Below are 23,924 nucleotides of genomic sequence, written 5' to 3' on the forward strand. Positions count from 1 at the left end.
GGCAGTTCAGGCGGTGGTGTGGGTGGGCACGTAGGCGATCGCTCCACCCGAGTGGGAGGTGAGCCGGGTGCCCAGCAGCAGGTCGGCCAGTTTCCGGTCGGCTTCACTCTCAGCCGTCACCTGTGTGACCGGGGTGACCAGGTCGGTGACGTAGCCGGCCAGCCGCGCCTGTGGGAAGGCGTGCTGGCCCTGCCCGTTTCTTTCCCATTCCTCAAGGCCTGTCAGCACGGCCACGACATAGCCGGACAGAGTCACGGGCAGTACGCCCGCCGCTGCGACGCTCGGCGCGTCGCAGCGCCACCAGCCACGTAGCGCTTTGACCAGGTCTGTGGGCGGCAGGGTGGCGGCAAAGCCGATCCATCGGCGGTCGGGTTCCTGGACAGGCCGGGCTACATCGACGCGCAGCACCGCGAGTTCGGACCCCGGCAGATGGTGCAGGGAGGCGGACTGACGTGCTCGGAGCTGCTGGACGGCTTCCAGCGGCACCATTACACGAACTCCCCGTCGGCCCAGGCCTGGAAGGACACCGGCGTGGACGAGGCGGCGGAAGGTCGTCACGGCGCAGCCGAGCTCCTCCGCGGCCTGCCCCGTCGTCAAGAGCATCTCCCCACCTACCTTCAACCGAACTCTGATATCTGATTAGGGATTGAAGTTATCAGTCGTTCCGCCGCTCCTCAACCGTCATCAGATGGCAGAGGGGATGTTGAGCCCTTGCTGCGCTGCCGAAGCACACGGGCTTGTTGTGCGCGGTGTCGGTGATCGACTCGGTGGCGGTTGCTGAGCCGTCTATCGGCACGCCGGGCAGACGTTGTCGTCGTTGTGCTCGTACGGGATGTCGGCCGGCACAAGGTGGGCGGTCCGGCACGAGGTGCACAGGTCTCCCCCGCAGCTGCGGCAGCCCACGTAGCGTCCGCCCGCATACTCGTAGCGTCGCTTCTCGATATATGGGTCGTTGCAGATCTTCTGCGTTGTCGACTCTGCCGTGGGGTACAGCGTTGCGACGTCGTAGGTGTCCTTCAGTTCGACCTGGGGGAGGTCCCGCCCTTCTTGGAAGACTCGTCGCCACTCTCCTTGCAGGTGCAGTTCGTCCGCGCCACGCACCCTCAGGAGGGTCAGGCCTTCGGTGTATGCCTTGTAGGCCTTGGACCACAGGTTGGCGAAGGCTTGTGCGCGGATGATGTGCATCCAGTCAGGACGGCGCAGATCCCCGTTTGATGTCGGCTCCCCCAGGGTGGAGACGAATCGGGAGTATAGGGCCTTTACGTACTCCAGCGTGACTGTGTCCTCCTCGTCGAGGGCCCGGGTCCGGGCGTCGCGCAGAGTGGTGCGGAACTTCTCAAGCAGATTCTCGGTGGACCCGGACGTGTAGGACTCGTGGATGACCGGCGGTTCGCACCGCGCATGTTGAGAGCTCGATAAGCGCAGCAGGAGCCGCAGAGTGGACTCGGTGATCCAGACAGGTCCGGGCTCAGTGCGCGGGCCAAGAGGATCGGGTAGGTAGGCGTCATGTTCCCAGGCTGAGGGGGTGATGAGATGGATGCCGGCCCGACGCCGGTCGTGAGGGTAAGGGGCGGTGGGCTGGAGCTTGCCGAGGGGAAGATGGGTCTTCAAAGCGGCTAGGAAAGCACCGTTGATGTTCAGTGTCACCACCTGATCCGTCCGCTCTGATGCCTGTGCACGCTGCCAGTCAGGGCGTGCCTCCCAGACGCGGTCAGGTGCGTGCGGGGACGGCTTGCGGAGCATCTCGGGTAGTGCGGGGTGTCGGACGATGTCGTATCGGGCGCCCACTCGGCACGCATCGAGCAGCCGTATGGCGTCGGGGATTGCGCGCGCGGTGAGTGCTGCGACGGCTTGGTGCTGATTACCGTTGTGGGTGTCCAGGGCTGTAACGACAGCATCTCCAATCGGGTCCTGACGGCTGCTGAAGCGTTGCGATACACCGGAGCGGGGGCGCGGGGTGAGGCGCTTGGGTGTCGCCTCGGGCCTGGACAGGCTGAGGGCCGGTGCGGGGGTGGCTGCCTTGGTGCACTCGGCAACGGTGAGGTGTTGCGGATAGCCGTCCACTTGTTCGGTGGCCGGATTTCCGCACAGCACGCACGAGGCGCGCTGCGGCAAGAAGTCGGCAGGGGTGTCGGGCGCCGGTCGGCTGATGGTGAGGTGGGGCTCGCTGGCAGCTTGGGCTTGATCGGCAGCGCAGGTGCGGGCGCGTGTGAGGAAGTAGGCGTAGGCGTCACGGGCGGGTCCTTGCGGCTCGGCCTGTCCCTCTTCCCACGCGTGGAGCGTGGCGGGGTCGACACCGACCGCGTGGGCTACTGCACATGCGGTGAGGGCAAGGCTGGTACGCAGACGGCTGCGTTCGGCGGGTGCGGGCAGAGGATGGCACGTGGCGAGGAGGTCGTCGATCGCGGAGTGTCTGCTCATCGTCTGAATCTTTCTCGGTACGGCGTGGAGCCGGTGTTGAGAGGTGGCGGTAAGCGTTGGTGACGTGGACGGTGCGGGCCTGGCCTCAATTCGTCAGCCGGAAGCTCTTGCTGGTGGCGCTGGCAAGGACTCGTCCGCGTCACTGAAGCCGGCTCGGTGTCCGAGGCCGGGGTGCTCGCCAAGAACTCGGATGAAGTGCGGTAGGCGAGCGCGACAACCAGGCGGTGGGGTGGATGGTGATACAGCCAGAGGGAGCCCGCCTGGCGGGCGGCGAATCTCCCTCATGCCCCTTGCTCGCGGTGTCGGCAGGGCGCACCTGTCATGGGCTGTGGCGGGCGTGTGCGCTGCATAAGGAGCCCAGTTCGCGGTAGCGGCCTCGGCGCCAATAGGTCAGGCATGTCAACGGCGTATGGCTCCGATGTGCTCTGACACGGGTGGCGTTTTGAACACACGCCGAACTTAAAGGCGGGCTAGGTGCACCGTGATTCTTTCGGTCATTTGTTCCCATGTATTACTGGGACGCAACGCGTGTAGCACTCGGCCGTCCGCCCCTCGCCCCTGATACCGATGCCTGGCTGACTGCCCACTGCACTGCCGGGCGCCACCTGGACGTTCCCGCCTCATCTTGGTGTTCGCTCCATCATCAGCGCAGGTTGGAGGGCTCCGCCGTCAAGCGAGGTCCGAGCTCGGACTGGTGTCCTCGCGGAAGCAGCGGGGCACTGTAGCGGCCGGGTCTGACAGTGCGTCCGTGCGCCCATTACAGCCGGGATGGCGTGAAGTTTCGGCTACCGCCCGGTACCGTGCCGGACACCGCATGCGCTGCCGGACGGGTGCGCCAGGATGCGCCCATGAGTCTCACCTCGTCCCTTAAGGACCAGGCGTCGGTGATGTCGCGGTTCCTCGCCGAGCATCTGCCTGGTACCGATGGCCTGTTATCCGACTACCGCAGGCGGCTGGCCCGCTATCCCGCGCCGGTGAAACCCGCTGCCACAACGGAGCGGCGGCCGAAATACCGCATGCTGGGCCACACAATCGACCACCGACTGCGGATCAGCCTCGGAGCACCCACCGGTCAGCCGATCAAGGAAGGCCTCGTGCGGGCGGTCATCGACGACGACGGCTGGCCGGATCCCGCCATCATCAGCACGGTGCAGGCAGCGGGGGCGGTCCTACTCAAGGAACTGGAACAGTACGAAAGCAGCGACGGTCAGCCGTTGGAGCTCGGATCCGAGACGGAGGAGCGTCTGGTGCGGTTGTGTCACGTTGCCTCGAGCTTTGAGGCAATCTTCCGCCACGTGGGATGGGTGCGCGGCAACAGCCTGGGCTCCAGTCGGCCCGGAGCGACGCTGGACGAAATCGTCCATGCCGTGCCAGCCTACGTCGTCGACGACATTCGCCGGCAGATGGCGTTGGCGGCGCATCCGGGGCCCTTCGGCGGCCTGCGGAAGCTGCCCGCCGCGCAGCGCGTCTGCGGGCCAGTCTTCGACGGCAGCCTCCATGTAGGAGGAGCCGACGCCGACTTCATACTCCGCGGCCAGTTGATCGACTGTAAAGCCACTATCCGTCCGGAACGAATGGGTCGCGCTGAGCTCTACCAGCTCGCTGGCTACCTTCTACTGGACTACAGCGACAGCTACTCCATCGAATCCGTGGGGCTGTATCTGTCTCGCCAGGGCGCTCTCATCGACTGGAACGTCGCGGATTTCCTTGGCTTCATGGGCGCGCAGCTCGAGCTGCCCGACCTGCGCGCCGCTTGCCGGTACGCGCTGACCGACGGCGCGGCCGGCACATCCCCACCGCCGAGGGATCAGCGCCGCCCGCTCCCCCGCCCGCGCAACGCACCGCCAGTCCAAGACACTCTCTTTGGCGATCTGCCCTGATCCACTGCGGCTACTTCAGCTGACCCTACGACAGCCGACAGCCGACAGGCGCAAGGCAGCGAGTGGAATGGCTCGTGCCTACCTCCCGTGAACGCTCATACCGACGGCCGCTGCGCGACAGGATCGTTGAGCACCTGGTCGAGGGCAAGAAACTTCACGAGAGCTGGTTGCCTTGGCGGGCATGTCCTATCGGGCGACGCGCAAGCTCCCTCACGAACGGTGCTATGCCGTACTCAGAGCTCACCATGTCTGCTGCTGCCCCAAAGCGCTCCCATCGGTGATGGCGCTGGATCCGCTCTGCTTCCGCTTCTTGTGACCGCGCGCCTTATTGGTGTGCGCGCGGCGTGCGAACCACGGCTCGCCGTCGTGCGTCCGGCTGACGTCTCCATTGCGTGTGTCAGACGTCTGCCCTGCGTTGCAAGCAGTGACTTCCGTCCCGATTCTCCCTGCCTACATGAGAGTTGTTCGTGATCCCTCTGTCTTTCGAAGCACACCGGCAGGCTGATTCTCCACCGCCACTGAGCATCAGCCGTCGCTTCGCTGATCCGGCACACGTGACCGCACGGTTCATCCGCCCGGACGGCACCGAGTACGAACTGCCCTGGCTGGAGACAGCCGGAGAACAGCGGCTGGAGGAGTGCCTGTCGGTGCGGCGGTTCCCTGTCTGCAAGGGGCGGCGCTCGGCACCGGGCTGGTACTGGTCCGCGACAGACAGGTGCCTGGTGCACCACGGTTTCAAGGCCATGCGCACGCAGCTCATGATGCTGGATCATGATCCAGGGGTGACGGCCATGGCCTGCCGGCCGGTGGAACTGTCGTGGCGCGGCCGGAGCGGCAGGACCGTGTCGCACGTGCCTCACCTGATGGCACGTCTGACGGACGGCAGCGGACTGCTGGTGGACTGTGCGAGCCGGTTCGGGGCGGGGCGGCGGCTGGTTTGGCGGGCCGCCCACCTGGAGCGTGCTGCGGCCGCCGCAGGCTGGCACTACCGTCTGATCGCACCACCGCAGTCAACGGTGGAGGCCAACGTGCGCTGGCTTGCCGGCTATCGGCATCCGCGGTATGCGCAGGACCGGTTGCCGGAGGTGGTCGAGTGTTTCCGGGCGCCGACGGTGCTGGCCGAGGGGGTGCGGCTGCTGGGTGATCCGATCGCGGTGTGGCCGTCGGTGTTCCACGCACTGTGGGTGGGTGTGCTGAGCGTGCCGCTGGAGCGCCCGTTGCACGAGCGGACCGTGGCAGTGGCATGTAAGGAGAGCGGGCAGTGAGCGGGCCCCGGCTCAGGCCCGGCACCGGCGTGCGCTACGGCGGCCGGGAATGGACCGTCGCGGGTATCGAGGCATCCTCGGTGTCAGGTGCGCGGGTCTGGCTGTCCGGGACGGAGAAGGAAGACGGGCAGGACACGCTGGCGGTGTTCGGGCTGGCGGAGTTGCTCAGCGATGCGTCGTTCGAGCCGGTCGGGGGTCCGCCGCGTCTGCGGGTACCGCAGATGGGCCTGCTGTCGACGGTATCCGAGGGCGAGCAGTGGCGTGCGTTCGAACTGGAGCGGCACGTCCGTGAGGTGGAGACGGGGCGTCCCGCCCCGGACGGCACGGCGTCGGTGAGGCCTGAGTACGATCCCGCGTCCACCACGCTGGCCCAGCGTGAGCAGGCGAAGGCCGACGAACTGACCGCGCAGGGCTGGACGGGCGTGAGCCGGGCGACGGTGCGCAGGTGGCGTGCGCGCTACCACGCGGACGGGGTGTGGGGGCTGGTCAAGAAGCGTCGCAGCTCGGCGCGGCTGGCCCGCGCCGATCCCCGGGTGGTCGAGGCGCTGCGCGTCCTGCTGCCTGTCGAAGCTTCCCGCTCCCGGTCGCGAGGGTGGAAGAAGCGGATGCGCGGGGAGGTGCAGTGGTGGCTGGACGACCACCACGACGAGCCCGGCCGGCGGACAGCCGAGGTGCCGCCGCAGTCCACGTTCAACAGGCTCCTCGACACGGTGGAGTCATCCCTCGGGTTGCAGGGGACGGTGGCACAGCGGCGTGCCCGAGCCGCCCGTCCGGCCCCGCCGTTCACACCGACGCTGGCGCTGCGTCCGGGCGAGATCGTGATGCTGGACAGTTCGCCGCTGGACGTACTGGTGGTCCTGGACGACGGGGTGGTGGGGCGGCTGGAGCTGACCATCGCCGTGGATGTGGCCATGCGCGGTCTGTGGGGGGTACTGCGGCCGGTGGGGAGCAAGCTGACGGACGTGGCAGTGTTGCTGGCGCAGATGATGACACCGATGGTGATGCGGCCCGGCTGGTCCGCGGCGCTGTCGATGGCCTCCTCGGTCGTGCCGCACGAGCGGCTGACTGGCATCGACGGGCGGCTGAAGGACGCGGCGGCCCGTCCGGTGATCGTGCCCGAGACGGTCGTGGTCGACCAGGGCAAGGTGTTCGTCTCTGCGGCCACCCGGGCCGCGTGCGAGAGCCTGGGGATCTCGCTGCAGCCGGTGCCTCCGGCCAACGGGCCAGCCAAGGGCCATGTGGAGAGGTCATTCGGTTCGATCAATTCGCTGTTCTGCCAGTGGCTGCCCGGCTACACCGGCTCAAATGTGAGCGAGCGTGGTTCCAAAGTCGAGCAGGAGCAGCTGTGGACCGCGGCTGAACTCCAGGCATTGTGGGAGGAGTTCCTCGTGTACTGGCACCACCGCCCGCACGCGGGGCTGCGGCATCCACTGATGCCGAAGAAGGCTCTCAGCCCGAACCAGATGTGGGCGGCGCTGCTGCCCGTCGCCGGATACGTGCCGGTGCCTTTGTCGGCGGACAACTTCGTGGAACTGCTGCCGGTGCGCTGGCAGCCGATCACCGATGCCGGTATCCGGTTCGACTACCGCACCTATGACGGCAGCTGCCTCAACGGACACCGCGGGCAGCACTCCGGGGTACGGGTGCAAAAGGGCCTGTGGGAGGTGCACTACAACCCCTACGACCCAGTCCGGATCTGGGTTCGGCTGCCAGAGGGTTTCCGTGAGGTGGCGTGGATCCACGCCACCTCGGTCGCCCTCCCGTTCACGCACCATGTCTGGGAACACCTCTGCAAGGTGGTCGAGCGCACCGGTTCGCGTGAGGAACACGAGGCCGAACTGGCCCTGGCCCTGGACGCCTTCCTCCGGCGGGCCGCGGGCAAAGAGAAGCTGTCCAGCGTGGAGCGGCGGGTGATGGCGAAGTCCCGCGCCTCGGAGGCGGTGCCGGTGCCTGCGGGCGAGATCAGCATGCTGGACGTGCTCGCCCCGTCGTTCGGGCTGGCCGGTGTGTACGCGGCGCCGGATCCCGACGACGAGACCCTGCCGGATGAGGACGACGACGAGCGCATCGCCGGTGACGGGCCGCAGGCCGGCCATGTCTCGGGAGGGTCTCTCATCCTCAGTGACCAGGACCTTGAGGAGGACCAGTGGCTGCCGTAACTGCTGCCGTGGGCGACTTCTCCGACGGCGAGGTCACTCCCGGCGCGGTCACGGACTGCGTCCGGTGGCAGGAGTACGTCTGCCGTCTGCGGGTGACCGCTCCTCCGGTGGACGACCCGTCCTGGGACCGTACGAGGCTGCTGGATTACCACTCGGAGTTCGTCACCCTCAAGACGGCTTCCATGGAGCGGGCGAAGGCGGAGCTGAGGGTGACTCTGCTGGTGAACAACAAGCAGCCGGGTACCGCCCGGCGGGGGCTGATCGTGTCCGGGCCGCCGGGGGCGGGAAAGTCGACCACGCTCATGGAACTCGGTCGGTCCTTCGAACTGAGCGAACGGCGCCGCCGGCCGGGCCTGGAGGGGTCCATGCCCGTGCTGTTCGCTTCCGTCCCGCCCACCTACACGCCCAGGAACCTGGCCAAGGTCCTCGCCCGATTCGCCGGCATTCCCGTCCACGACCGGATGACCGAATACACCATCACCAACGCCGTGTGCCACGTCCTGTACGAGCGGGGCACCCGGCTGGTGTTCATCGACGACGTGCACCTGCTCAACACCCGTACCCGGCCTGGCGCCGACACCTCCGACCAGGTCAAGACCCTGATGGAACGAGTACCTGCGACGTTCGTGCTGGCCGGTGTCAACGTGGAGGACTCACCGTTGCTGACCGGGCCCCGCGGTGCCCAGCTCGCCGCTCGCTGCAAACTCCTGCGCACTCCCCCGCTGCTCAACGGCACCCCGGAGCAGAAGAAGATGTGGCGCACGCTCCTGGGCGACATGGAGGGGGCGCTGCGGCTGGCCCGTCACCGGCCCGGAACGCTGGTGGGCCACGCCGCCTACATCCATCTCCGCACCGGCGGCGTGATGGCCAGTCTCTCCCTCCTTGTCAGGGAGGCCGCGATCCGCTCCATCCTGGACGGAAGCCTCGCGATCACGAAGAAACAGCTGTCCCAGGTGCTCCTCGACGTCCAGGCCACGAACGTGGCGCGCGCCACCCGGCGGCAAGGCCCCGGCAACTGACCGGCGTGGCGGAAGGCCCCACCCGGGCCTCCCGCCGCGGGCCCGCCCTGTAGTCCCCCCTTCCCGTGCCGACGGGGCGCTGATCCATGGCCGCGCTCCTCTGCCCCGCCCTGCCCTCAACACCCCCACGTGCAAAGGACGATGCCGGTGCAAGCCTCCGCCTCCACGCTTGTTCGTATCCCGCCCGTGGCCGGGGAACTGACCGGCTCCTGGTTCCGCAGGATGGCCGCCCCTTACGGTCTGCCCGCGCAGGACTTGCTACGGGGCATCCTGAGCGGCGCGCACCGGGTACAGGTGACGGGCACCCCGGGCAGCGGCCTGGAACTGTTCCTCAACACACCCGCGCGAACGGCCCTGGCCCGCTCCACCGGTCTTCCCCTGTCCCGGCTCGCCCGCCTGCTGCCCGCTCTCGCCGCCCCGCACGGGCGGCTCGCGGACGACGAGAACCCGCGGGCGGCCTGGTACATGCCGGGCGAGGCATGGGTGGGGACCTGTCCTGCGTGTACCGGGCGGGCCTGGAGGCCTGGACAGCCGGTTCTGGTATATCCGGGAACGGCCGGGCACGTCTGCCGGCGTCACCGGCGCTGGCTCCTCGCGCATCCCGGGAGGCCGGCGAGCATTCCGCTGGAGACCCTGCCCGAGGTTCTCACCGCTCACCGCCATCACTCTGCTCTCGCACGGGCCCGTCCGGATGCGGCGGACGTGGTGGCCCTCGCCGCGGCGGTGGTGTGGTCGTGGCAGGTACAGGGGTGGAGGTCCGAGAAGGTCTGGCAGGACCGTGTACGGCGGCTGGCCGTGGTCACGGGATCCGTGCCGACGGCCGTGGTGCCGCATGCGCTGGTGTCCTACCCGGAGACGATCGCCGTGGCCACGCTGCTCGGTGCTCCGCGCTGGCAGCAGCGGCTGCGCGAGACCGCCGCAGTCCAAGGGGCAGGCGCCGCAACGGAATTGCTGCTCGGGGAAATCAGCCGCCGGGCCGGCAGGCCGTGGCTCGCGGACTGGCTGATCGCCTACACCCGCACCAGGCCCAGGACAGCAGCACAAACCGATCCGCTCCATCGGTGGCTGCGCCGGCTCACCGCTGCGGACGGCACCGACAGCGACGGCTTGTGGACGGTGCACCGGGCGGCCGTACGGCCCACCGAGTACAGCGAACGCGTCGGCTTCCTCACCGACCGCCGTCCCCGCAGCCTCTCCGAAGAGGCGGGGGCAGCCTTCCTCACCGGTGGCTGGGAACCGGTGCCTTCGCCGCGGCCCGGGCCAGCACCGTGCCCGTGACATCTCCCGGCCCCGGCCCCGGCCCCGGCCCCGGCTCCCGCCCAGCCAGCTCCGCCCCGGCCGTATCGCGTTGGCGTCCGCAGGCCGCCACACAACCGCACACCCCGCCCGCTCACCCCGCCCGCACGAAGGAGAGACACACCCATGGCATCGATCAGTCCGGAGTACGCCAACCAGTTGCTGGCGGAACTCACCGAGGGCTGCCCCGTCCCCGCAGCGCCGGCCTCGCTGTCCCGCTACACCTTCCAGATCAGCAACCACGTCCTCATCGGAGACACCGCCGTGCGCGGCTACAAGTACAAGGGCCGGTGGCGGCTGGACGATCGGGACATCCGCACGGCCGGCGACCGACTCGCCTCGCTCCCTTTCGATCCCGACGACCTGGTCGACGCCCGTCTCTCGTCCACCGAGCACAACCAGACGTGGCGCTCACAGACCCACCGCTGGTTCGAGCACATCTCCTACCAGGACCAGAGCGCGAACGGCTGCCGCTGCGAAGGACAGCAGCCGTTCAGCGGCACCCTGTCCAACCGCTACGGGCTGGGGTGCGGAGCGACCTTCGAGCAGGTCAAGGAACGCTACGGCCGTTCACCCATCGCTTGTACCAGTCCGCTGCCGCTGCTGACCTGGTCCGGCACCACCTGGATGGTCCCGCGCGCCTACGCTGCCCTCCTCGACCGCGCGGACCAGATCGCCGCCGAGTGCGTCGAACAGGCCACCCGATGCAGCCGCTGCAGCGCCACCGGTGACGTCTGGAAGTGGCGCACGTCCAGCAACAGCGGCTACACCACCCTGTGCCCCGCGTGCGCCGCCTCCGTCGCCCGCCCTTACAAGGACCACCTGCGCGGTCGGCTGTATGCGTCGCTGCTGAAGAACTCGCAGCCGGAGGCGTTCTTGTGCCGGTTGTGCCCCAGTCCTCGGCAGGCCGTGTACTGGGACCACTGCCACGCGCACGGATTCGTGCGCGGGCCGGTGTGTGCCAGCTGCAACACCTACGAAGGCGGCGGCTACAGGTTCATCCACCGGCCGGGGGCGGTCCGCCATCTCCTGCTGTGCGACGGCTGCCGCCGCGACAGGACCGTGCCGCCGCGCCACCGGCCCGACATCGTGCTGCAGACGTTCGTACCCGACCCTCACGGCCCGTGTACGAAGCAGTCCTACTCCGCGTGGGGTGCGATTCAGGAAGACGGATCGATCCGTTTCCGGGTGCGCTGCTGGCAGTGCACATCTACCCCCGAGTGGGAACAGGTCGTGCCGGCCGCACAGGTCAGACAGCTGGTACGGGAGTTCGTCGACAAGGCCCTGGAGGCCGGTGCCGACGGCCCCGGCCAGGAATCCGGCTGACGGCCCGTCGCCTCATTGCTCTGTTCCTGAACTTCTTTCCCCAAGTCCGCCCGTGGGCCGGGCGCCTGGCAGAACGCAGCACAGACGCCGCCTTCTGCCGGGCATCAACGAAACGCGACACGTCATGGCTTGCACACTTCGAACCCGACCGCCGAGTGGGCGAGAGAAGCCCCGAGTGCCTCTCGCCAGCTTGGCCAGGGTGACCTGACAGTCCGGTTGCACGGTCCCACCGGAGCAAAAGGCGATCCCATGGAGGCGGTCTTGCGGGTGACACCTGTGCAGGGGGAAACCACATGGTCTTTTCTGCACCGGGTGGCGGCTGGCTACCGGCTGCAGGTGACCGACCTGACGACATGGTGGCAGTGGGCGAACTCCATGCCCCGAAGACGTGGTGTACGTCCGGACGGCGAGGTGTTCCTCGACAAAGTGGCGCAGGGGCAGCTGGCCGGCTGGTGTCGCGTGCCAGCGGGGCATCTGGCGCGGGCGTTGCCGTCCTGGGCGGCCGGCCCTGCGGTGTTGGCCAGTAATAGTGGGGATGGGCAGGGGTGGGCGAGGTGGCGGACGGGAGCTTCGGAGTGGGGACCGGTGGTGTTCGGCTGCCGACTGTGCGCGGCTCGGCGGGGCAGTGGTGGAGGACGGGTGTGGGCGTACCGGCAGCAGTGGCAGCGGTTGTGTGTGCGGCATGGCCGGTGGCTGCTGGATGTGGGCGAGGGGCATCCGGTGGAGTTTGTCGATGCCGGGGATTTGGGGGTGGAGCTGGCCCGGGCGCAGTGTCGTTGGGGCCGGGTGGCGCAGGCTGGGACGACGATTGGCGCGGCGCCGCGTGAAGTGTTCGGGCTGGCTCACGCAGTCGTGTGCGGGTGGTGGGGGCGGAGGGAGTTCTGGGAGCGGGATGCGGTGTGGGAACCGCGTGTGCAGCAGGTGGTTACGGCTACGCGCCGCTGGTGTCCGGATCCGGTGGGCTGGGGCGTTGAGCAGTGGCGGCTGCTGGTACGGGACGTGGTGGTGTTCCCGGAGGTCGTCGCGGTCGCGGGAGTTCTGGTGGATCCGCGGATGCGGCAGCTGGCTGCCGGGAGCTGTGTGGATGCCCAGGTGCGCGGCCGAGGTGGTGGTGAGCGGTTTGCTGCCGTGTTGGGCGAGCGTCTGGGGCGGGTGTGGCTGGACGAGCTGGAAGCAGAGGGTGATGGCGGGCCGTTGGCGTCCTTTGCTCGTGCGGTAGTCCGCGAGGGGCGCCGTCCGGCGGGGTCGCCGCAGCAACAGGGGAGGTACGGGTTGTGGTGGGTGCACAGTGCGCATCGGCCGGTGGCGGTAGGAACAGGCCTGCGTCGGCTGGCAACCCCTCTCGCGGGCCCAGGCGCCCGTGGGGGTTCAGGTGCAGCAGGACCGGGCGTACCGGCGGCTCGGGGGTGGCGGGCGGAATTGGCGGTGCCGCGGCGGGCCGGGCACGGCCGTGGGCTGGAGCAGCGGCATGCGCAGTTGTTCGCCGAAGGACTGGAGCAGGCCCGTCTTCATGTGGAGCGGTTCGGGCACTTGGCCGTCGCACACACCGGCGGCCGGGTGCGGGAAGGGTTCGATCTGGGGAGGTGGCTGGCCAACCGGCGTGCTGATGCGGTCTCACTGACCGCGGAGCAGGCGCAGCAGCTTCGGCGCCTGGATGCATGGTGGAACCCGCCCTGGCCCGTCGACTGGCAGCGTGCTTGGTACCGCGCCCGCACCTATGTGCACGAGCAGGGGCCGGTGCATGGGGGTGACAATCTGGCCCGGCTGCCCGTCTGGCTTCAGCGGTGGTTGCGCCACCAGATCTCCTGCTACGGGCAGTTGCACGATGGGCAGCGGGTGCTGCTGGCTGAGCTCGGGTTGTCGACGGGCGAGGTCGAGGTGTTCCACACGTGGGCCGGGCGGCGGCGTCCGGCCGCCGACGGCCTGGCTGTCGCACACGCCTACACGGTTCGTCACGGGCACCTGGCCGTGTCCCAGCCCACCATCGTTGACGGTTTCGCGTTGGGGGCCTGGCTCCGAAATCAACGCCAGCGGCAGCGCAGCCTTGGCCGGCTCACCCGGCTCGGGCACCGCCTGACGGACCTCGATGCATGGTGGAACCCACCCTGGCCGGTGGCCTGGCAACGCATGTGGTGGGCCGCCCGCTACCACCTGGCCGGGCTCCCGGACAGTGTCGAGTGGTGGCCCGGCGCCCCGAACGACGAGCACATCACCGCCTGGCTGCGGGAGCAGAATGCGCGACGGACACTGTTGTTGCCACAGCAGCGGCGTCTGGTTGATGAACTGCTGTCGCTGACCGGCGGGATGCCGGTGTGGCGGCCGCGGATCAGCGATGTCGCCTGGCAGTCCCTGTCCGGGCTGCTGCCCGCGCGGTCGCATACCGGTGGCCGTCCCCGCAGCGAACGGCAGATCCTGGAAAGCATCGTCCACATCGCCTGCACCGGACAGGCGTGGAGGCGGCTTCCTCCAGCTCTGGGCTCCTTCCAGGCCTGCCGGCGCCGGTTTCTTCTCTGGCGCGAGGACGGCACCCTCCAGCAGATCTGCCGCGCTGTCCTGCCCGAAGGGGACGCCGTCTGGCAGCAGCGGCTGGCCGCCTGCCTCGACCCGTCCGCGTGAAGAGGTCCCTCACCGCATGCGCCGGGAGTGTGGTGCGCATCCGATGGTGGGGTGTTCGCCGACACGGCGCCGGCCAGGGCATCGGGCAGGAGTCGTGCCGTCCGGTCTGCCGGACGGCACCGTCGGCTGACGCCGGCTCACCCGGGCATGGGCGGCCGTCACAGGTCGGGGAGGGCGGAGCGGTCCTGGACGGTGATGTGGAGGGTGTGCAGGGGCTGGGTCCGGGTGGGGCGGACGACCTCGAACCAGTCGGTGCCCTCCTGCAGGTGACGGGGGATGCTGCGGTGGTGGCTCCAGCCGAAGCCGACGGCGGTCTGCCAGGTGGTGTCGCTGTAGCGGCTGCCGACGACTGGTTCCCCGTGCAGGTAGACGGAGTCGAGGGGGCGGGAGGTGGCTTCGAGGTGGGCGAGGACGGCTGCCGCGGCGCGGCGCAGCGGGCTCGTCTCGCTCCAGCGGGTGAGAGCTTCGAGGGCTGCGGGGTGGGCGGGTTCGGTGTCGGGGAGCTGGAGTTGGCGGATGGTCGCGGCCTTGCGGTCGACGAGGTCGGTGAGATCGATGCGGACCGGGCGCGGGACCCAGCGGTCGATGCCGTCGAAGGCTTCGATCATGTGGTCGCGTGGGGCCCGGCCCGCCTCGGGGTCGGGAGTGATGGCGGCGAGACGGGCGCGGGCGGCATCGACGGGTTCGCCCCGTGTCCACAGCAGGGTCAGCTCGAACCCTTCCGCTTCGAGGCTCTTGCGTTCACCGAAGTGGATCTGCAGGCCGCGGCTTCTGCCCTTGAGGGCGCGCTTCATCGAGGCGGAGGGGTCGCCGCCGTAGGACAAGGAGTGAAGGAACTCGGAGGTGAGGCGGTCGTCCCTGCGGTGCTCGACGACCAGGTCGACGTCCGAGGGGTTCAGTGCGCCGCGTGCGTAGGAGCCGAAGACGAGGATCTCGTCGACAAGGTCCAGCGGCCAGCCTCCCCCCTCCAGCCGGTCGAGCATGTCTCTGAGGAGCGTGGTGGCGCGCTCGCGTTTCACGGAAAGCCTCCGCTGGTCGGTCCGGATGACGGCTTTGAGCTTGTGGTTTTCAGCCGGTCTGCCGTGGTTTGGCGGGTGCTCGGGAGATGACCCTGCTGAGAGTTCCGGTATAGGTGGTGCCTAGTTCAGTCACGGTCCCGGGGAAGGGGCCCGGGCCGTGGCGCATGGCGCTGACGTAGTTCTCGGGCAAGAGCACACGGTCGCCGACTTCGAGCATGCCGGAGCCGCTCCAGCGGTATCCGTAGCCGTCGACGGTGACAGCCTGGTCGCCGTCGACCTCGAAGCGGCGGTTCTTGGCGTCGAGTTCTTCCCGCAGGCTTCGTATCTGGCGCTCAAGGCGTTCGACCTGTGCGGCCTCTACGCGTTGTCCCCACTCTCTTTCTTGAGCACGGCCGGCCTCAAGGCCTTGCCCGTATGCCTCCACGAGGGCTTTTTCGTGGTCGGTGGTGTGCAGTTTGCAGGCGAAGCCCGGACCCGAGAACTGCGCACGGCAGGGAGCGCCGGACTTGGTGGGGCGTCCACACGGCCGGTGATGTACCTCTTCGAACACGGGGTTCCTCGCACAGTGGGTGGCGGTGGCGTACTACAAGGTGGTCGGCAGGGAGGTCACCGGCTGGGAGATGGCCTGCGGGATGCAGTCGGGGACGGTGCGGCCCGTCTGGGTGCAGGTCAGAGTGAGGAGTTGGAGGTAGCCGAGGGAGACCGGGCGTCCGGGGAGCTTGCCCGCTGCCTGCTCGAAGCGCTCGAGCGTGGCGGACTTGATGCCCAGATGCCGGGCAGCGTCGTCGAGGTCGAGTCCCGCGGCTTCACGGGCTTGCCTCAGGAGTGGGGCGTTGTCGTGCCAGAACTGCGGTGTGGTGTCGGTGGTGTCCCGGGCGACGGCCGCGCGGGCTACTGCGAGGGCGGTGCTGATCCGGTCGTTGCGGGGTCCGAGCAGGAACCGGGCGAGGCGGGCAGCGCCGGCCGTGCGGTCGACGCCTTCGCTCCAGGGCTGGGAGGCCTCCTCGTACACGCGGGCCCGGGCCGTGGCGCAAGCCTCACGCTCGCCGGATTCGGCGCCGTAGGTGCTGTGGCGGTCGCTGGTGCAGGCCCGTGTGCTGTCCTTCGCAAGGTCCATGTCGCGGTCCTCGTCGTCGGCTTCGATACTGTCGATAACGTCCCGGACCTGCCGGCGTTCTTGTGGGGTCAGGACGCTCGCGAGTGCTTCCACGGCGGCCTGGGCCTCGGGCCGTCCCGCGGGCTCGAAGCCGCCGCCCCAGGCGTGGGAGGCGTCTTGTCCCTCCGCCTTCTGGAAGGCCACGTCGATGGCTTCGAAGGTGTGCGGGCTCCAGGCATGCATCATCAGGATGATTTCCCGCACCGCATGCTGGGCGGCCGGGGCCGTCTCCTGTGCGCTACCGCTGCTGTGGCGGTGCCGGGTTCCGCTTATCCAGTCGGTGAAGGTCTCCGGCCGGCGGGAGTCGGACGGTTGCGCGGCCGTAAACCAGCGCGCTGCCCGCACGACGCAGGCGTGCGCGTGCTGGATGGCGGCGTACCAGCCGAACAGTGCCTCGCGGTAGTCGTCCGCATGACGGTCCTCGGCAAAGGTGCCGGTCTCCGTTCGGCAGTGCTGCGGGCATTCCGCCGCGTTCACCCGGTAGAGAGCGGCGCGGGTTTCGGGGAACGTCAGCAGAGCGATGTCCAGGTGCTCGTATTTGGGGCCGCGGTTGCGGCGCTTTTCGAGCCCGTCGTGGAGGAAGACCTGGAAGCGGGGTTCCTCACGCCAGTTCACCGCGGCACTGCGGACACGGGAGTCGCTCTGCCACGCTCTGGTCGCGATGACCTCCCGCAGTGCCGAAGCCACGTCTTGCCGCAGCGCCGCACCCCATGTGATCAACACCGGCAGGCACTGAGGATCACTCCCCAGCGCGGACATCACCCGATCGACGTCATCGTGACGGTGAAGATGACGCTGGAACACGAACGCCCCCATCGACGCAGCAGATCTCATCCCGGTTTTGGCTTTCCGCACAGGGACGGAGCCCAGTGCCCTCATCCTGCACCAGGGCTCGGACACCTCGCCCGGAAACTGGCGATCTGCCCAACTCGGTTCCATCCAGAAGGGTTTACGCGCTGCCGGGTCTGCGGTGACGGCCCTTCAGCAGATCCTCTCAGGAGAGGGAGGAGGGCCTGCGGAGTGCGGGAAGCGCGGGCAGCAGTTCCCACAGAGGCCGGCTCTGTGACGCCCAGGCTCCCAGCAGTTGACGGTCGACGAGGTGGAGGCGCTGCTGGCGGGCGAAGGCGCGGCCGGGCTGGGTGATCCTGCCGTTGGTCAGCATCACCACCACGTCGGCGCGGTGGACCGGGCGGCCTGTGCCGTTGAGGACCTGCAGGTCGGGGGCGCCCACGGCGGCACCCCGTTCGCCGCTACGGCGGTGTTTGCACTGGATCACCCACCGGCGCCCCAGCGGGTCGGTCGCCTTCACGTCCGCGCCGAGGTCTCCCTGCCCGCCGACCTGGACCGCGTCCGTGCAGCCGTCCCGGAGCATCAGGTCCCGCACGGCGAACTCGAACTGCCGGTGGGAGAGGGCGTCCAACTGGGCCAGGCCGTAACGCAGAGCGCGCGCCCGGGCCTGTTCCCAGCGCAGGCGCTCCGCCCGCCGGTGCCACCACACGACGCCGGCCGGCACGGCCACGACAGCCGCCGCGAGCAGCAGCCACCAGTGCACGAGCAGCCAGTGGACCACCGCCACCACGAGGACGATCACCCCTGCCGCGATCACCGCCATCAGTACGAACTGGCTGTCGTCCTGCTGCTTGCGGCGCGGCCTGCGGGCGGGCCGACGCCGGGTCACCGTCCGCTTCCCATGCGCGAGAAGTCGACCGGGTAGGACAGCGTCGGCGTGGGCACCGCCCGGCGGGTGGTGGGGGTGTCGAACCTGATCGGATACGACACCGTCGGGCTCGGCACCGCACGGCCCTGCTCACCGGCACCGTCGTAGCGGACCGGGTAGGAAACCTGCGGTCGGGGCCGGGTGCCGGATGTGTCCCCGGCGTCCGCGTTGCCGCCGTGCCCGAGCACGACCAGCGCGGCGAAGGCGAAGATCGTCAGTTCCCGGCGCGCACCCGGCGCCCACCGGGTATGTCCGCGGACCGGTCTCCCGTCAGAACGCATGTACGGCCGCACGAATGGCATGCGGTCCCCCCTCAGATGGTCGTCACGTTCCCTGCCGCACACCATGCTGGTGGCCGCCACCGACAACGACGCATCCGATCGCTCCCAACTGTGCTTTTTTCAGGGCTAGTTCACGTCACCTGTAGGCGTTGCGGGCTGCGGATCGCCGCCCCGGCCGGCTGCGCCCGCAGGGCTGGCCCGCCTCTGCCCGCTCTCCCCCGAAAGCGGCTTTGACCAGAGATGAAGGCGGGCGGTGGGCATTCCATGACGTGTGCAGGCAGTACCGGCGCTGAGGACGGTCACGCCCACCGGTGGTGTCGGATTGCGCCATTTTCCGGCGTTGCCCGTGGAGATGCCAACGCCCGCCCCGGTTTCGGCGGCCATGACCAACCCTCCGGCCCCACCGTGCCCAGCAACTGGTCACGTCAGCCGACCTGGAGAACAAGCCGGTCCGCACACCCCGGAAGGCGAACTCGTCCGCCTCCAGCACCCGCAGGGCGCGGTCCGGCACTGCTGGCGCCGCCAGCCAGACGCGTCCGGCCCGCAGTCAGCCGCGGTCGGCGGCACAGGCGGGTGGCGGGACGGCCGCCGGACTTGATCGCGATCGGCCGCAGCCGGCCCACCAGCCCCCTGCTGGAAGGGCGGTGGCGCGCCAGCAGATCCAGCACCTGCTCGACGAACATCGCGCGGGAAGCGCGTTTGCGGTCAAGGAAGTACCGGCGCGCCTGCAGCCAGCCGATGGCCCGGCGTGAACCCAACGGCCGCTCGTCCAGCGCGCGTTGAGACATGGCGTGCACACGACGGGCACGCTTGCGGCAGTTCGGGCACCGCATCTGCCGACACCCGCGGGGCGGGTCGTATCAGAAGGAGAACCATCCGGCGGCGTCGGCCAGATCGGCCAGGTAGGTGTCAGACCCGGTCCGTGCCGTCCTGTCGGCCGCGTTGACGAAGGACATAGGGTAATCGAACGGTGATTCGAGAATGGTGGTTGCGGTGCCGGGGGCGAAGCCCGGTGACTCGGGCTGCAGCACGGTGTGGGGCCCGTATGCTTTCAGCGCGGCGAGGGTGAGCGAGGTGGGCGAGGTGCTCATGCGTGTGGTGAGGGCGATACGGGCAGGCCAGGCAGCAGTGGTGTAGGCGGCCATGTCCGCCAGGGCGGCGTCGCTCAGAGGATGCAGTTCCCGCTCCTGCAGCAGTTGTTTGGGATGGGCGACATAGTGAGCGACCGCGAGGGCGGTCTCCGTGGACAGCAGGGCTGCGGCGGACAGGACTGCAGGGGACATCGGGCGGGCGAGGGTGACACCCAGCCGGCTTGAGGCCATGAGCAGGGCGTGACGTACATCGGCGGGGAGGGTCCGCAGGGCTTCGTCGATGCGGGGCAGCTGCTCCGTGACGACGGCCTCGTCGGCGATGGCGAGCAGGCCCAGTGTCCATGTGGCGCGGGAGAGCGGATCGGTGTGGGCGGTGAACTGTTCGGTCCACCATGGGGTGGCGGTGCGGTTGCTGCGCAGTTCCTGCAGCAGGCGGCCGTAGTCGGGCGTGGGTCCAAAGGGCTGCGATCCCGGGGTGATGTCGCCTCCGGTGGTGAAGGCGGTCGCTGCGGCGCCGATCACAGTGATCTCCGCCGCCAGCCAGCACGGTCCCAGAAGGGTGCTGATTGCCCGGGCTGTGTTGCTCCAGGGTGAGGTGGTCTGCTTCTGCCCCTTGGTTGCGGTGAGGGCGGACTGCAGGATGCCGAAGCCGGCATCGCGTTCTTTCAGACGGATCAGAGCCGCTGTGCGCTGCTGGCCCGGCAGGTCGGGATCGCGGTGGCCGATGCTCTCCAGGACGGGCAGGGAGCCGCTGCCAGCGGCCCTGTGCAGGAAGTTTTGCGGGCGCAGGATGCGCAGGAGGTCGGCGGCGTAGTGGGGTGCGGGACAGATCGCTTCGCTCGCATGGCCGCTCAGGACCGCCTGGAGGAGCTGCTGCTCGTGCGGGGAGCCGGGCGGCGGAGCCAGGCCGGCGTGCAGGGCGGCGGCAGCAGCGGTGGAGTCGGCCAGGGCGAGGTGTTCGAGATCGGGCCGGGGAAGCCGGGCGGCGCAGTGGAACGATGTGCCGATGGTCAGCCAGACCGTTTCCAGGTCGGTGCCAAGCGCCGCCCGCATGTGGGGCTGCCACCAGGCGTGGAAGGTTTCGGCGTCGTCCAGGAGGAGGACGGCGAGCTGGAGGCGTTCTGTGGCCGCCGGCGAGGTGGGGTCGCCGGCGACCTGTGCGAGGAACCGGTCTGCCAGGTACTGGGCTCCCCGGTCGGCCGTGGGCAGGGGGAGGTCGTCGTTGGTGGTCAATTCGTGGTGGATGAAGCGGACGCTGAGGTCGTCGAGGAACAGGTCGGCGGCACGCTTCTGAGTGCGGTGGCGTCCGCTGAAGACGCCGTCGGCGAGCAGGACCCAGGCGGACAGGCGCAGTTGGCGCGGGCGGGTGCCCTCGTCGCGTTCCTCCTCCAGGGTTTCGACCAGGCCTGCCAGTTCGTTGGGTTTGGCGAATCCCGCGAAGAAGCGGCAGGTGTTGAGCCAGTAACCCCTGCGTACCAGCTCGCGCAGGACTTCCGCGCGGTCGAACTGGCGCTGGTCGGCGCCGGCGAAGTCGTACAGGTAGCGGGCGGCGAAGTACTCCCTGAGCGGCTGCACGTCGAATTCGAAGGTGCCCTGCACCTTGCTGGTCAGCGCCCACACGCGGTCGGTGACGGCGGTGAAGAGGTCGTCGACCAGAGCAACGTTCTTCTCCACGGTGAAGAGGTAGTTGAGGATCGCCCGCTGGAGTTCCCGGGTCGGCAGCTGGCCGTTGCCGCCCTCCTTCTCCGCGACGGCCTGCAGGTGCCAGCCCAGGTAGGCGGTGACTTCTTCGAGGTCGGTGCGGTGTTCGTCGACCGCGGTGGTCTTCTCCGCCTCCCGGTCGAGGAAGGTCTCCATGTAGGAGGTGTAGAGGTCGGTGCGGTTGGCGGGCACGGAGTTGCCCCGCTTGTGCATCAGATACAGCAGGATCGTCAGCTGCATGGGGTTGTCGGCGAGTTGGGAGATGTGGGGTTCGGCGGAGCGCTGGCGGAAGATCCGTTCCAGGCTGAGGTGCTCCTTGTCCGGGATTACCCGCGCCCGCGCCCATTTGTGCAGGTAGGTGATGCGCAGGGTCTCGTTCAGGCGGTCCAGGGCGATCGTCTCGAACCGCTCCGAGGCGGGTTCGGCCAGGCCCGCCACATTGGGGCGGGTGGTGACGATCACCTGGGGCCGGAAGGCGGTGTGCAGCCGCGCTGTGAACTGGTCGATCTCGTCGACAACCCGCTTACGGGCCTCGGGACGGGCGACTTCGTCCAGGCCGTCAAGGACGATCAGGACGGGCAGTCGCTCGAGGATGTCGTTGACCGTGGCGACGCTCGCGGGCAGGCCGCCACTGCGGGCGGTGAGCAGATGCGCGGCGAATGCTTCCAGAGAGCCCTGCCGGCGCGGCCGGGCAGGGGCAGGACGGTCTGCGTCGTTGAAGGGGTCGTTTCCGGCCAGCCAGGAAGCGTAGTCGCGCAGGTCGATCCGCAGTGGCAGCCGGGGATCAGGGAGCGGGGTTCTGCCCAGGAACGGCCTGCGGCCGTCTCTGGGCTGTTCGTCGCCGAGGTAGGCGGCCCGGTGGAGCTGGCACAGGTACTGGCCGAGGGTCGACTTCCCCTGGCCGGGTTCCCCCCGTACCAGGGTGAACGGCTGGCGGGTGCTCAGCAGATAACCGGCCGCCCCGCCCAGATGGTTGATCTCCATCTGCTCGAAGCCGCGCCTGCGGATCGCGGTCGGCATCGCTACCCGCAGGGCTTCGACATCGACGAACAGATCCTCCAGGCGGTGGGAGGTCAGCTCGACTTGCTTGAACTTGACCTTGGCGTCCTCGTCCCACTGGGTGGCGATGACCTTCATCGCCAGCGAGCGCAGGGCGTGGTCGTGCGCGGCCTGTCCGGCTCCGTCGATCAGATAGCGCACCAGGTCCTGGCCGGCGAGCATGTCGGAGTAGGCCCACTTCAGCTCGGTGGGCGCGGCGTCCACGCGTGCGTCGAGGTCGGCACGCCACCAGATGTGGATGGGGATGCCGAACTGGGCGCCAAGTTTGGCCAGGGTCACGTCCAAGGTGTCCATGGAACCGCGCTGTGGAACTGCCGTCCCGGCTACCGACGTCAGGAGGTAGTAGGCTTCGGCGCCCTCCGCGGCCAGGCGGCGGATGTTGTCGGCCTCGCCCTTGACCGCCGCTTTCAGCCACGCGACGGCGTTCTGCTGGGGCTTGCTGGTCCATTTGACCTGGTAGACGATCAGCCGGCCGTCCTCGCGGCGGGCGGCATCCCGGCCCCCGTCAGAATGCCCGACCGGATAACAGCGGGTCTCGCTGAAGGCGTGGGCAAGCAGTGCGTTGCACAGCCGCTGGAACGTCTTCTCCCCCAGCCTCTCGTAGAGGTAGCGCCCCTCCGGCACCGCTGCCCCGTTCCCCGCGCCCCTGCCCAACACCCGCGCCCTCCCTGGTCTCCCTGGTCTCCCTGATGAGCAGTCACTGTAAAGCGCACCACTGACATCACCGGCCCACCAGCACTCTGGAGCAGCTCTGCGGCAGACCCGCCCTGCGCCGCTGGCCTCGCCCGGCGGCCCGCCCTCAGGGGCGGGGTTCAACGGCGGGCAGAGGACGGGAGCGTCCGTCCCGCTCTGCGACCGAGCGGAATGCCGACGCCTGCTCATTTCTGCCGGTCGGGAAACGAAACGGACGTCGGGGGAATTGAAGGCTTCCGTGTCCACATCTACCGCACTGCCGGCGTCCAGGACGCCCGTCCTCATTGCCCTCACCGGCAGAGACCCGCCAGGCGATACCCGGATAGAGCGGATGGCGGCGCCGCCATGCCTAGGCTGCTGTCCATGACCGCTTCGTCGTCGCTTCGCATCGCGATCGCCCAGCCAACGATCAGTGACGATGCCCGCCGCAACGGCCTGAGGGTCCGCCGGCTCATGCGCGAAGCCGCCGAAGCGGGCGCCCATCTGATCCAGTTCCCCGAAGGCTGTCTGTCGGGCTACGCCAAGGAGCAGATCAGTGATTGGGACCAGGTGGACTGGCCTGCGATCGAGGAGGAGCACCGCCACGTGGCCGTGCTCGCGGCCGAGTTGCAGCTGTGGGTGGTGCTGGGAAGCGCCCACCGGCTCACTCCGCCGCACCGCCCGCACAACAGTCTGTACGTCATCAACGACGACGGGCAGGTGGCAGGCCGCTATGACAAACGCTACTGCTCGCAGACCGAGGTCCTGCGCTACTACACTCCGGGCAGCCGACCGAGCATCTTTTCCGTCAACGGATTCAGGTTCGGCTGCGCCGTCTGTATCGAGGTCAACTTCCCGGAACTGTTCGCAGAGTACGAACGCCTCGGGGTGGACTGCCTGCTGCTGTCGGCCTATCCGGTCGATTCGGTCTTCGAGGTCAAGGCCCGGGCGCATGCCGCGATCAACAACTACTGGCTGGCGATGGCCACACCGGCCCAGACCACCGCCCTCCTCAACTCCGAACTGATCGGTCCCGACGGCACCGTCCTGGCCCGGGCCGACGCCGCGACCGAGCTGATCATCGGCGAACTGGACCGCGACGCGCCCGAATTCGGCATCGCCCTCACCAAGGCACGCCCCTGGCGGGCCAGCGTCCGGCAGGGCGACATCTACCGCAGCCACCACGTCTGCGACCCGCGCAGCGACGACCTGACCGGCTTCTGACCAGCGGCCTACTTTCACCGTC

The 23,924-nt window shown here is 68.9% G+C and carries 16 protein-coding genes; 8 read left to right on the plus strand and 8 right to left on the minus strand.

Translation table 11 applies throughout. The features are described 5' to 3' along the window. Positions 1 to 6 precede the first annotated feature (6 nt). Together ACIP79_RS40960 and ACIP79_RS40965 are read right to left on the minus strand one after the other, a co-directional pair. Complete coding sequence (locus ACIP79_RS40960) at positions 7 to 603, minus strand: helix-turn-helix domain-containing protein (protein ID WP_401232682.1); 597 nt, start codon at positions 601 to 603, stop codon at positions 7 to 9. Between the two features lie 183 nt (positions 604 to 786). After that, positions 787 to 2,421: a helix-turn-helix domain-containing protein gene (locus ACIP79_RS40965; RefSeq protein WP_401232685.1), complete on the minus strand. Its 1,635-nt coding sequence runs from the start codon at positions 2,419 to 2,421 to the stop codon at positions 787 to 789. Between the two features lie 848 nt (positions 2,422 to 3,269). On the opposite strand from ACIP79_RS40965, the gene ACIP79_RS40970 reads away from it, so the two are divergent. The 7 genes from ACIP79_RS40970 to ACIP79_RS41000 all read left to right on the plus strand — a co-directional run bounded on the left by ACIP79_RS40970 (position 3,270) and on the right by ACIP79_RS41000 (position 13,982). Next, positions 3,270 to 4,301 (plus strand): hypothetical protein, encoded by a 1,032-nt coding sequence (locus ACIP79_RS40970; protein ID WP_401232688.1) that lies wholly within the window; start codon positions 3,270 to 3,272, stop codon positions 4,299 to 4,301. A 467-nt stretch (positions 4,302 to 4,768) separates the two neighbouring features. Then, positions 4,769 to 5,566 (plus strand): TnsA-like heteromeric transposase endonuclease subunit, encoded by a 798-nt coding sequence (locus ACIP79_RS40975; RefSeq protein ID WP_401232810.1) that lies wholly within the window; start codon positions 4,769 to 4,771, stop codon positions 5,564 to 5,566. Next, positions 5,563 to 7,725: a transposase gene (locus ACIP79_RS40980; RefSeq protein ID WP_401232691.1), complete on the plus strand. Its 2,163-nt coding sequence runs from the start codon at positions 5,563 to 5,565 to the stop codon at positions 7,723 to 7,725. The genes ACIP79_RS40975 and ACIP79_RS40980 overlap by 4 nt, the downstream gene beginning before the upstream one ends. Next, entirely contained in the window at positions 7,713 to 8,744 is a 1,032-nt protein-coding gene (locus tag ACIP79_RS40985; RefSeq protein WP_401232694.1) for an AAA family ATPase, read from the plus strand. The genes ACIP79_RS40980 and ACIP79_RS40985 overlap by 13 nt, the downstream gene beginning before the upstream one ends. A gap of 141 nt (positions 8,745 to 8,885) precedes the next feature. Beyond that, positions 8,886 to 10,022, plus strand: a complete 1,137-nt coding sequence (locus ACIP79_RS40990) for a TniQ family protein (protein ID WP_401232697.1) — start codon at positions 8,886 to 8,888, stop codon at positions 10,020 to 10,022. A 144-nt stretch (positions 10,023 to 10,166) separates the two neighbouring features. Next, positions 10,167 to 11,366 (plus strand): endonuclease domain-containing protein, encoded by a 1,200-nt coding sequence (locus tag ACIP79_RS40995; protein ID WP_401232699.1) that lies wholly within the window; start codon positions 10,167 to 10,169, stop codon positions 11,364 to 11,366. 1,425 nt (positions 11,367 to 12,791) lie between these two features. Continuing rightward, positions 12,792 to 13,982 carry a Helicase associated domain protein gene (locus tag ACIP79_RS41000; RefSeq protein ID WP_401232812.1) on the plus strand — a complete coding sequence of 397 codons (1,191 nt, stop codon included), beginning with the start codon at positions 12,792 to 12,794 and terminating at the stop codon, positions 13,980 to 13,982. A gap of 158 nt (positions 13,983 to 14,140) precedes the next feature. Here ACIP79_RS41000 and ACIP79_RS41005 read toward each other — a convergent pair whose 3' ends face one another. The 6 genes from ACIP79_RS41005 to ACIP79_RS41030 form a co-directional block, all read right to left on the minus strand. After that, complete coding sequence (locus tag ACIP79_RS41005) at positions 14,141 to 15,001, minus strand: nucleotidyltransferase domain-containing protein (protein WP_401232700.1); 861 nt, start codon at positions 14,999 to 15,001, stop codon at positions 14,141 to 14,143. Positions 15,002 to 15,050: 49 nt separating this feature from the next. After that, positions 15,051 to 15,551 carry a hypothetical protein gene (locus ACIP79_RS41010; RefSeq protein ID WP_401232703.1) on the minus strand — a complete coding sequence of 167 codons (501 nt, stop codon included), beginning with the start codon at positions 15,549 to 15,551 and terminating at the stop codon, positions 15,051 to 15,053. Between the two features lie 33 nt (positions 15,552 to 15,584). Beyond that, positions 15,585 to 16,844 (minus strand): helix-turn-helix domain-containing protein, encoded by a 1,260-nt coding sequence (locus ACIP79_RS41015; protein ID WP_401232706.1) that lies wholly within the window; start codon positions 16,842 to 16,844, stop codon positions 15,585 to 15,587. A 307-nt stretch (positions 16,845 to 17,151) separates the two neighbouring features. Next, positions 17,152 to 17,769: a restriction endonuclease gene (locus ACIP79_RS41020; protein ID WP_401232815.1), complete on the minus strand. Its 618-nt coding sequence runs from the start codon at positions 17,767 to 17,769 to the stop codon at positions 17,152 to 17,154. Between the two features lie 62 nt (positions 17,770 to 17,831). Next, positions 17,832 to 18,176: a hypothetical protein gene (locus ACIP79_RS41025; RefSeq protein WP_401232709.1), complete on the minus strand. Its 345-nt coding sequence runs from the start codon at positions 18,174 to 18,176 to the stop codon at positions 17,832 to 17,834. 839 nt (positions 18,177 to 19,015) lie between these two features. Next, on the minus strand, positions 19,016 to 22,663 hold the full coding sequence (locus ACIP79_RS41030; RefSeq protein WP_401232712.1) for an NACHT domain-containing protein: 3,648 nt from the start codon (positions 22,661 to 22,663) through the stop codon (positions 19,016 to 19,018). 399 nt (positions 22,664 to 23,062) lie between these two features. Between ACIP79_RS41030 and ACIP79_RS41035 the strand changes: the two genes are divergently transcribed. Then, a complete protein-coding gene (locus tag ACIP79_RS41035) occupies positions 23,063 to 23,902 on the plus strand; it encodes a carbon-nitrogen hydrolase family protein (protein ID WP_401232715.1) in 840 nt (279 codons plus the stop codon). The last annotated feature ends 22 nt before the right edge of the window (positions 23,903 to 23,924 follow it).

This window comes from Streptomyces sp. NPDC088747, assembly GCF_044751025.1.
In the GTDB taxonomy this organism is placed as follows: Bacteria; Actinomycetota; Actinomycetes; order Streptomycetales; family Streptomycetaceae; genus Streptomyces.

Coding starts and splice junctions, on each gene's coding strand:
- ACIP79_RS40960 (WP_401232682.1), bottom strand. CDS start 603: ATGCTCTTGACGACGGGGCAGGCCGCGGAGGAGCTCGGCTGCGCCGTG.
- ACIP79_RS40965 (WP_401232685.1), bottom strand. CDS start 2,421: ATGAGCAGACACTCCGCGATCGACGACCTCCTCGCCACGTGCCATCCT.
- ACIP79_RS40970 (WP_401232688.1), top strand. CDS start 3,270: ATGAGTCTCACCTCGTCCCTTAAGGACCAGGCGTCGGTGATGTCGCGG.
- ACIP79_RS40990 (WP_401232697.1), top strand. CDS start 8,886: ATGCCGGTGCAAGCCTCCGCCTCCACGCTTGTTCGTATCCCGCCCGTG.
- ACIP79_RS40995 (WP_401232699.1), top strand. CDS start 10,167: ATGGCATCGATCAGTCCGGAGTACGCCAACCAGTTGCTGGCGGAACTC.
- ACIP79_RS41020 (WP_401232815.1), bottom strand. CDS start 17,769: ATGGCGGTGATCGCGGCAGGGGTGATCGTCCTCGTGGTGGCGGTGGTC.
- ACIP79_RS41025 (WP_401232709.1), bottom strand. CDS start 18,176: ATGCCATTCGTGCGGCCGTACATGCGTTCTGACGGGAGACCGGTCCGC.
- ACIP79_RS41035 (WP_401232715.1), top strand. CDS start 23,063: ATGACCGCTTCGTCGTCGCTTCGCATCGCGATCGCCCAGCCAACGATC.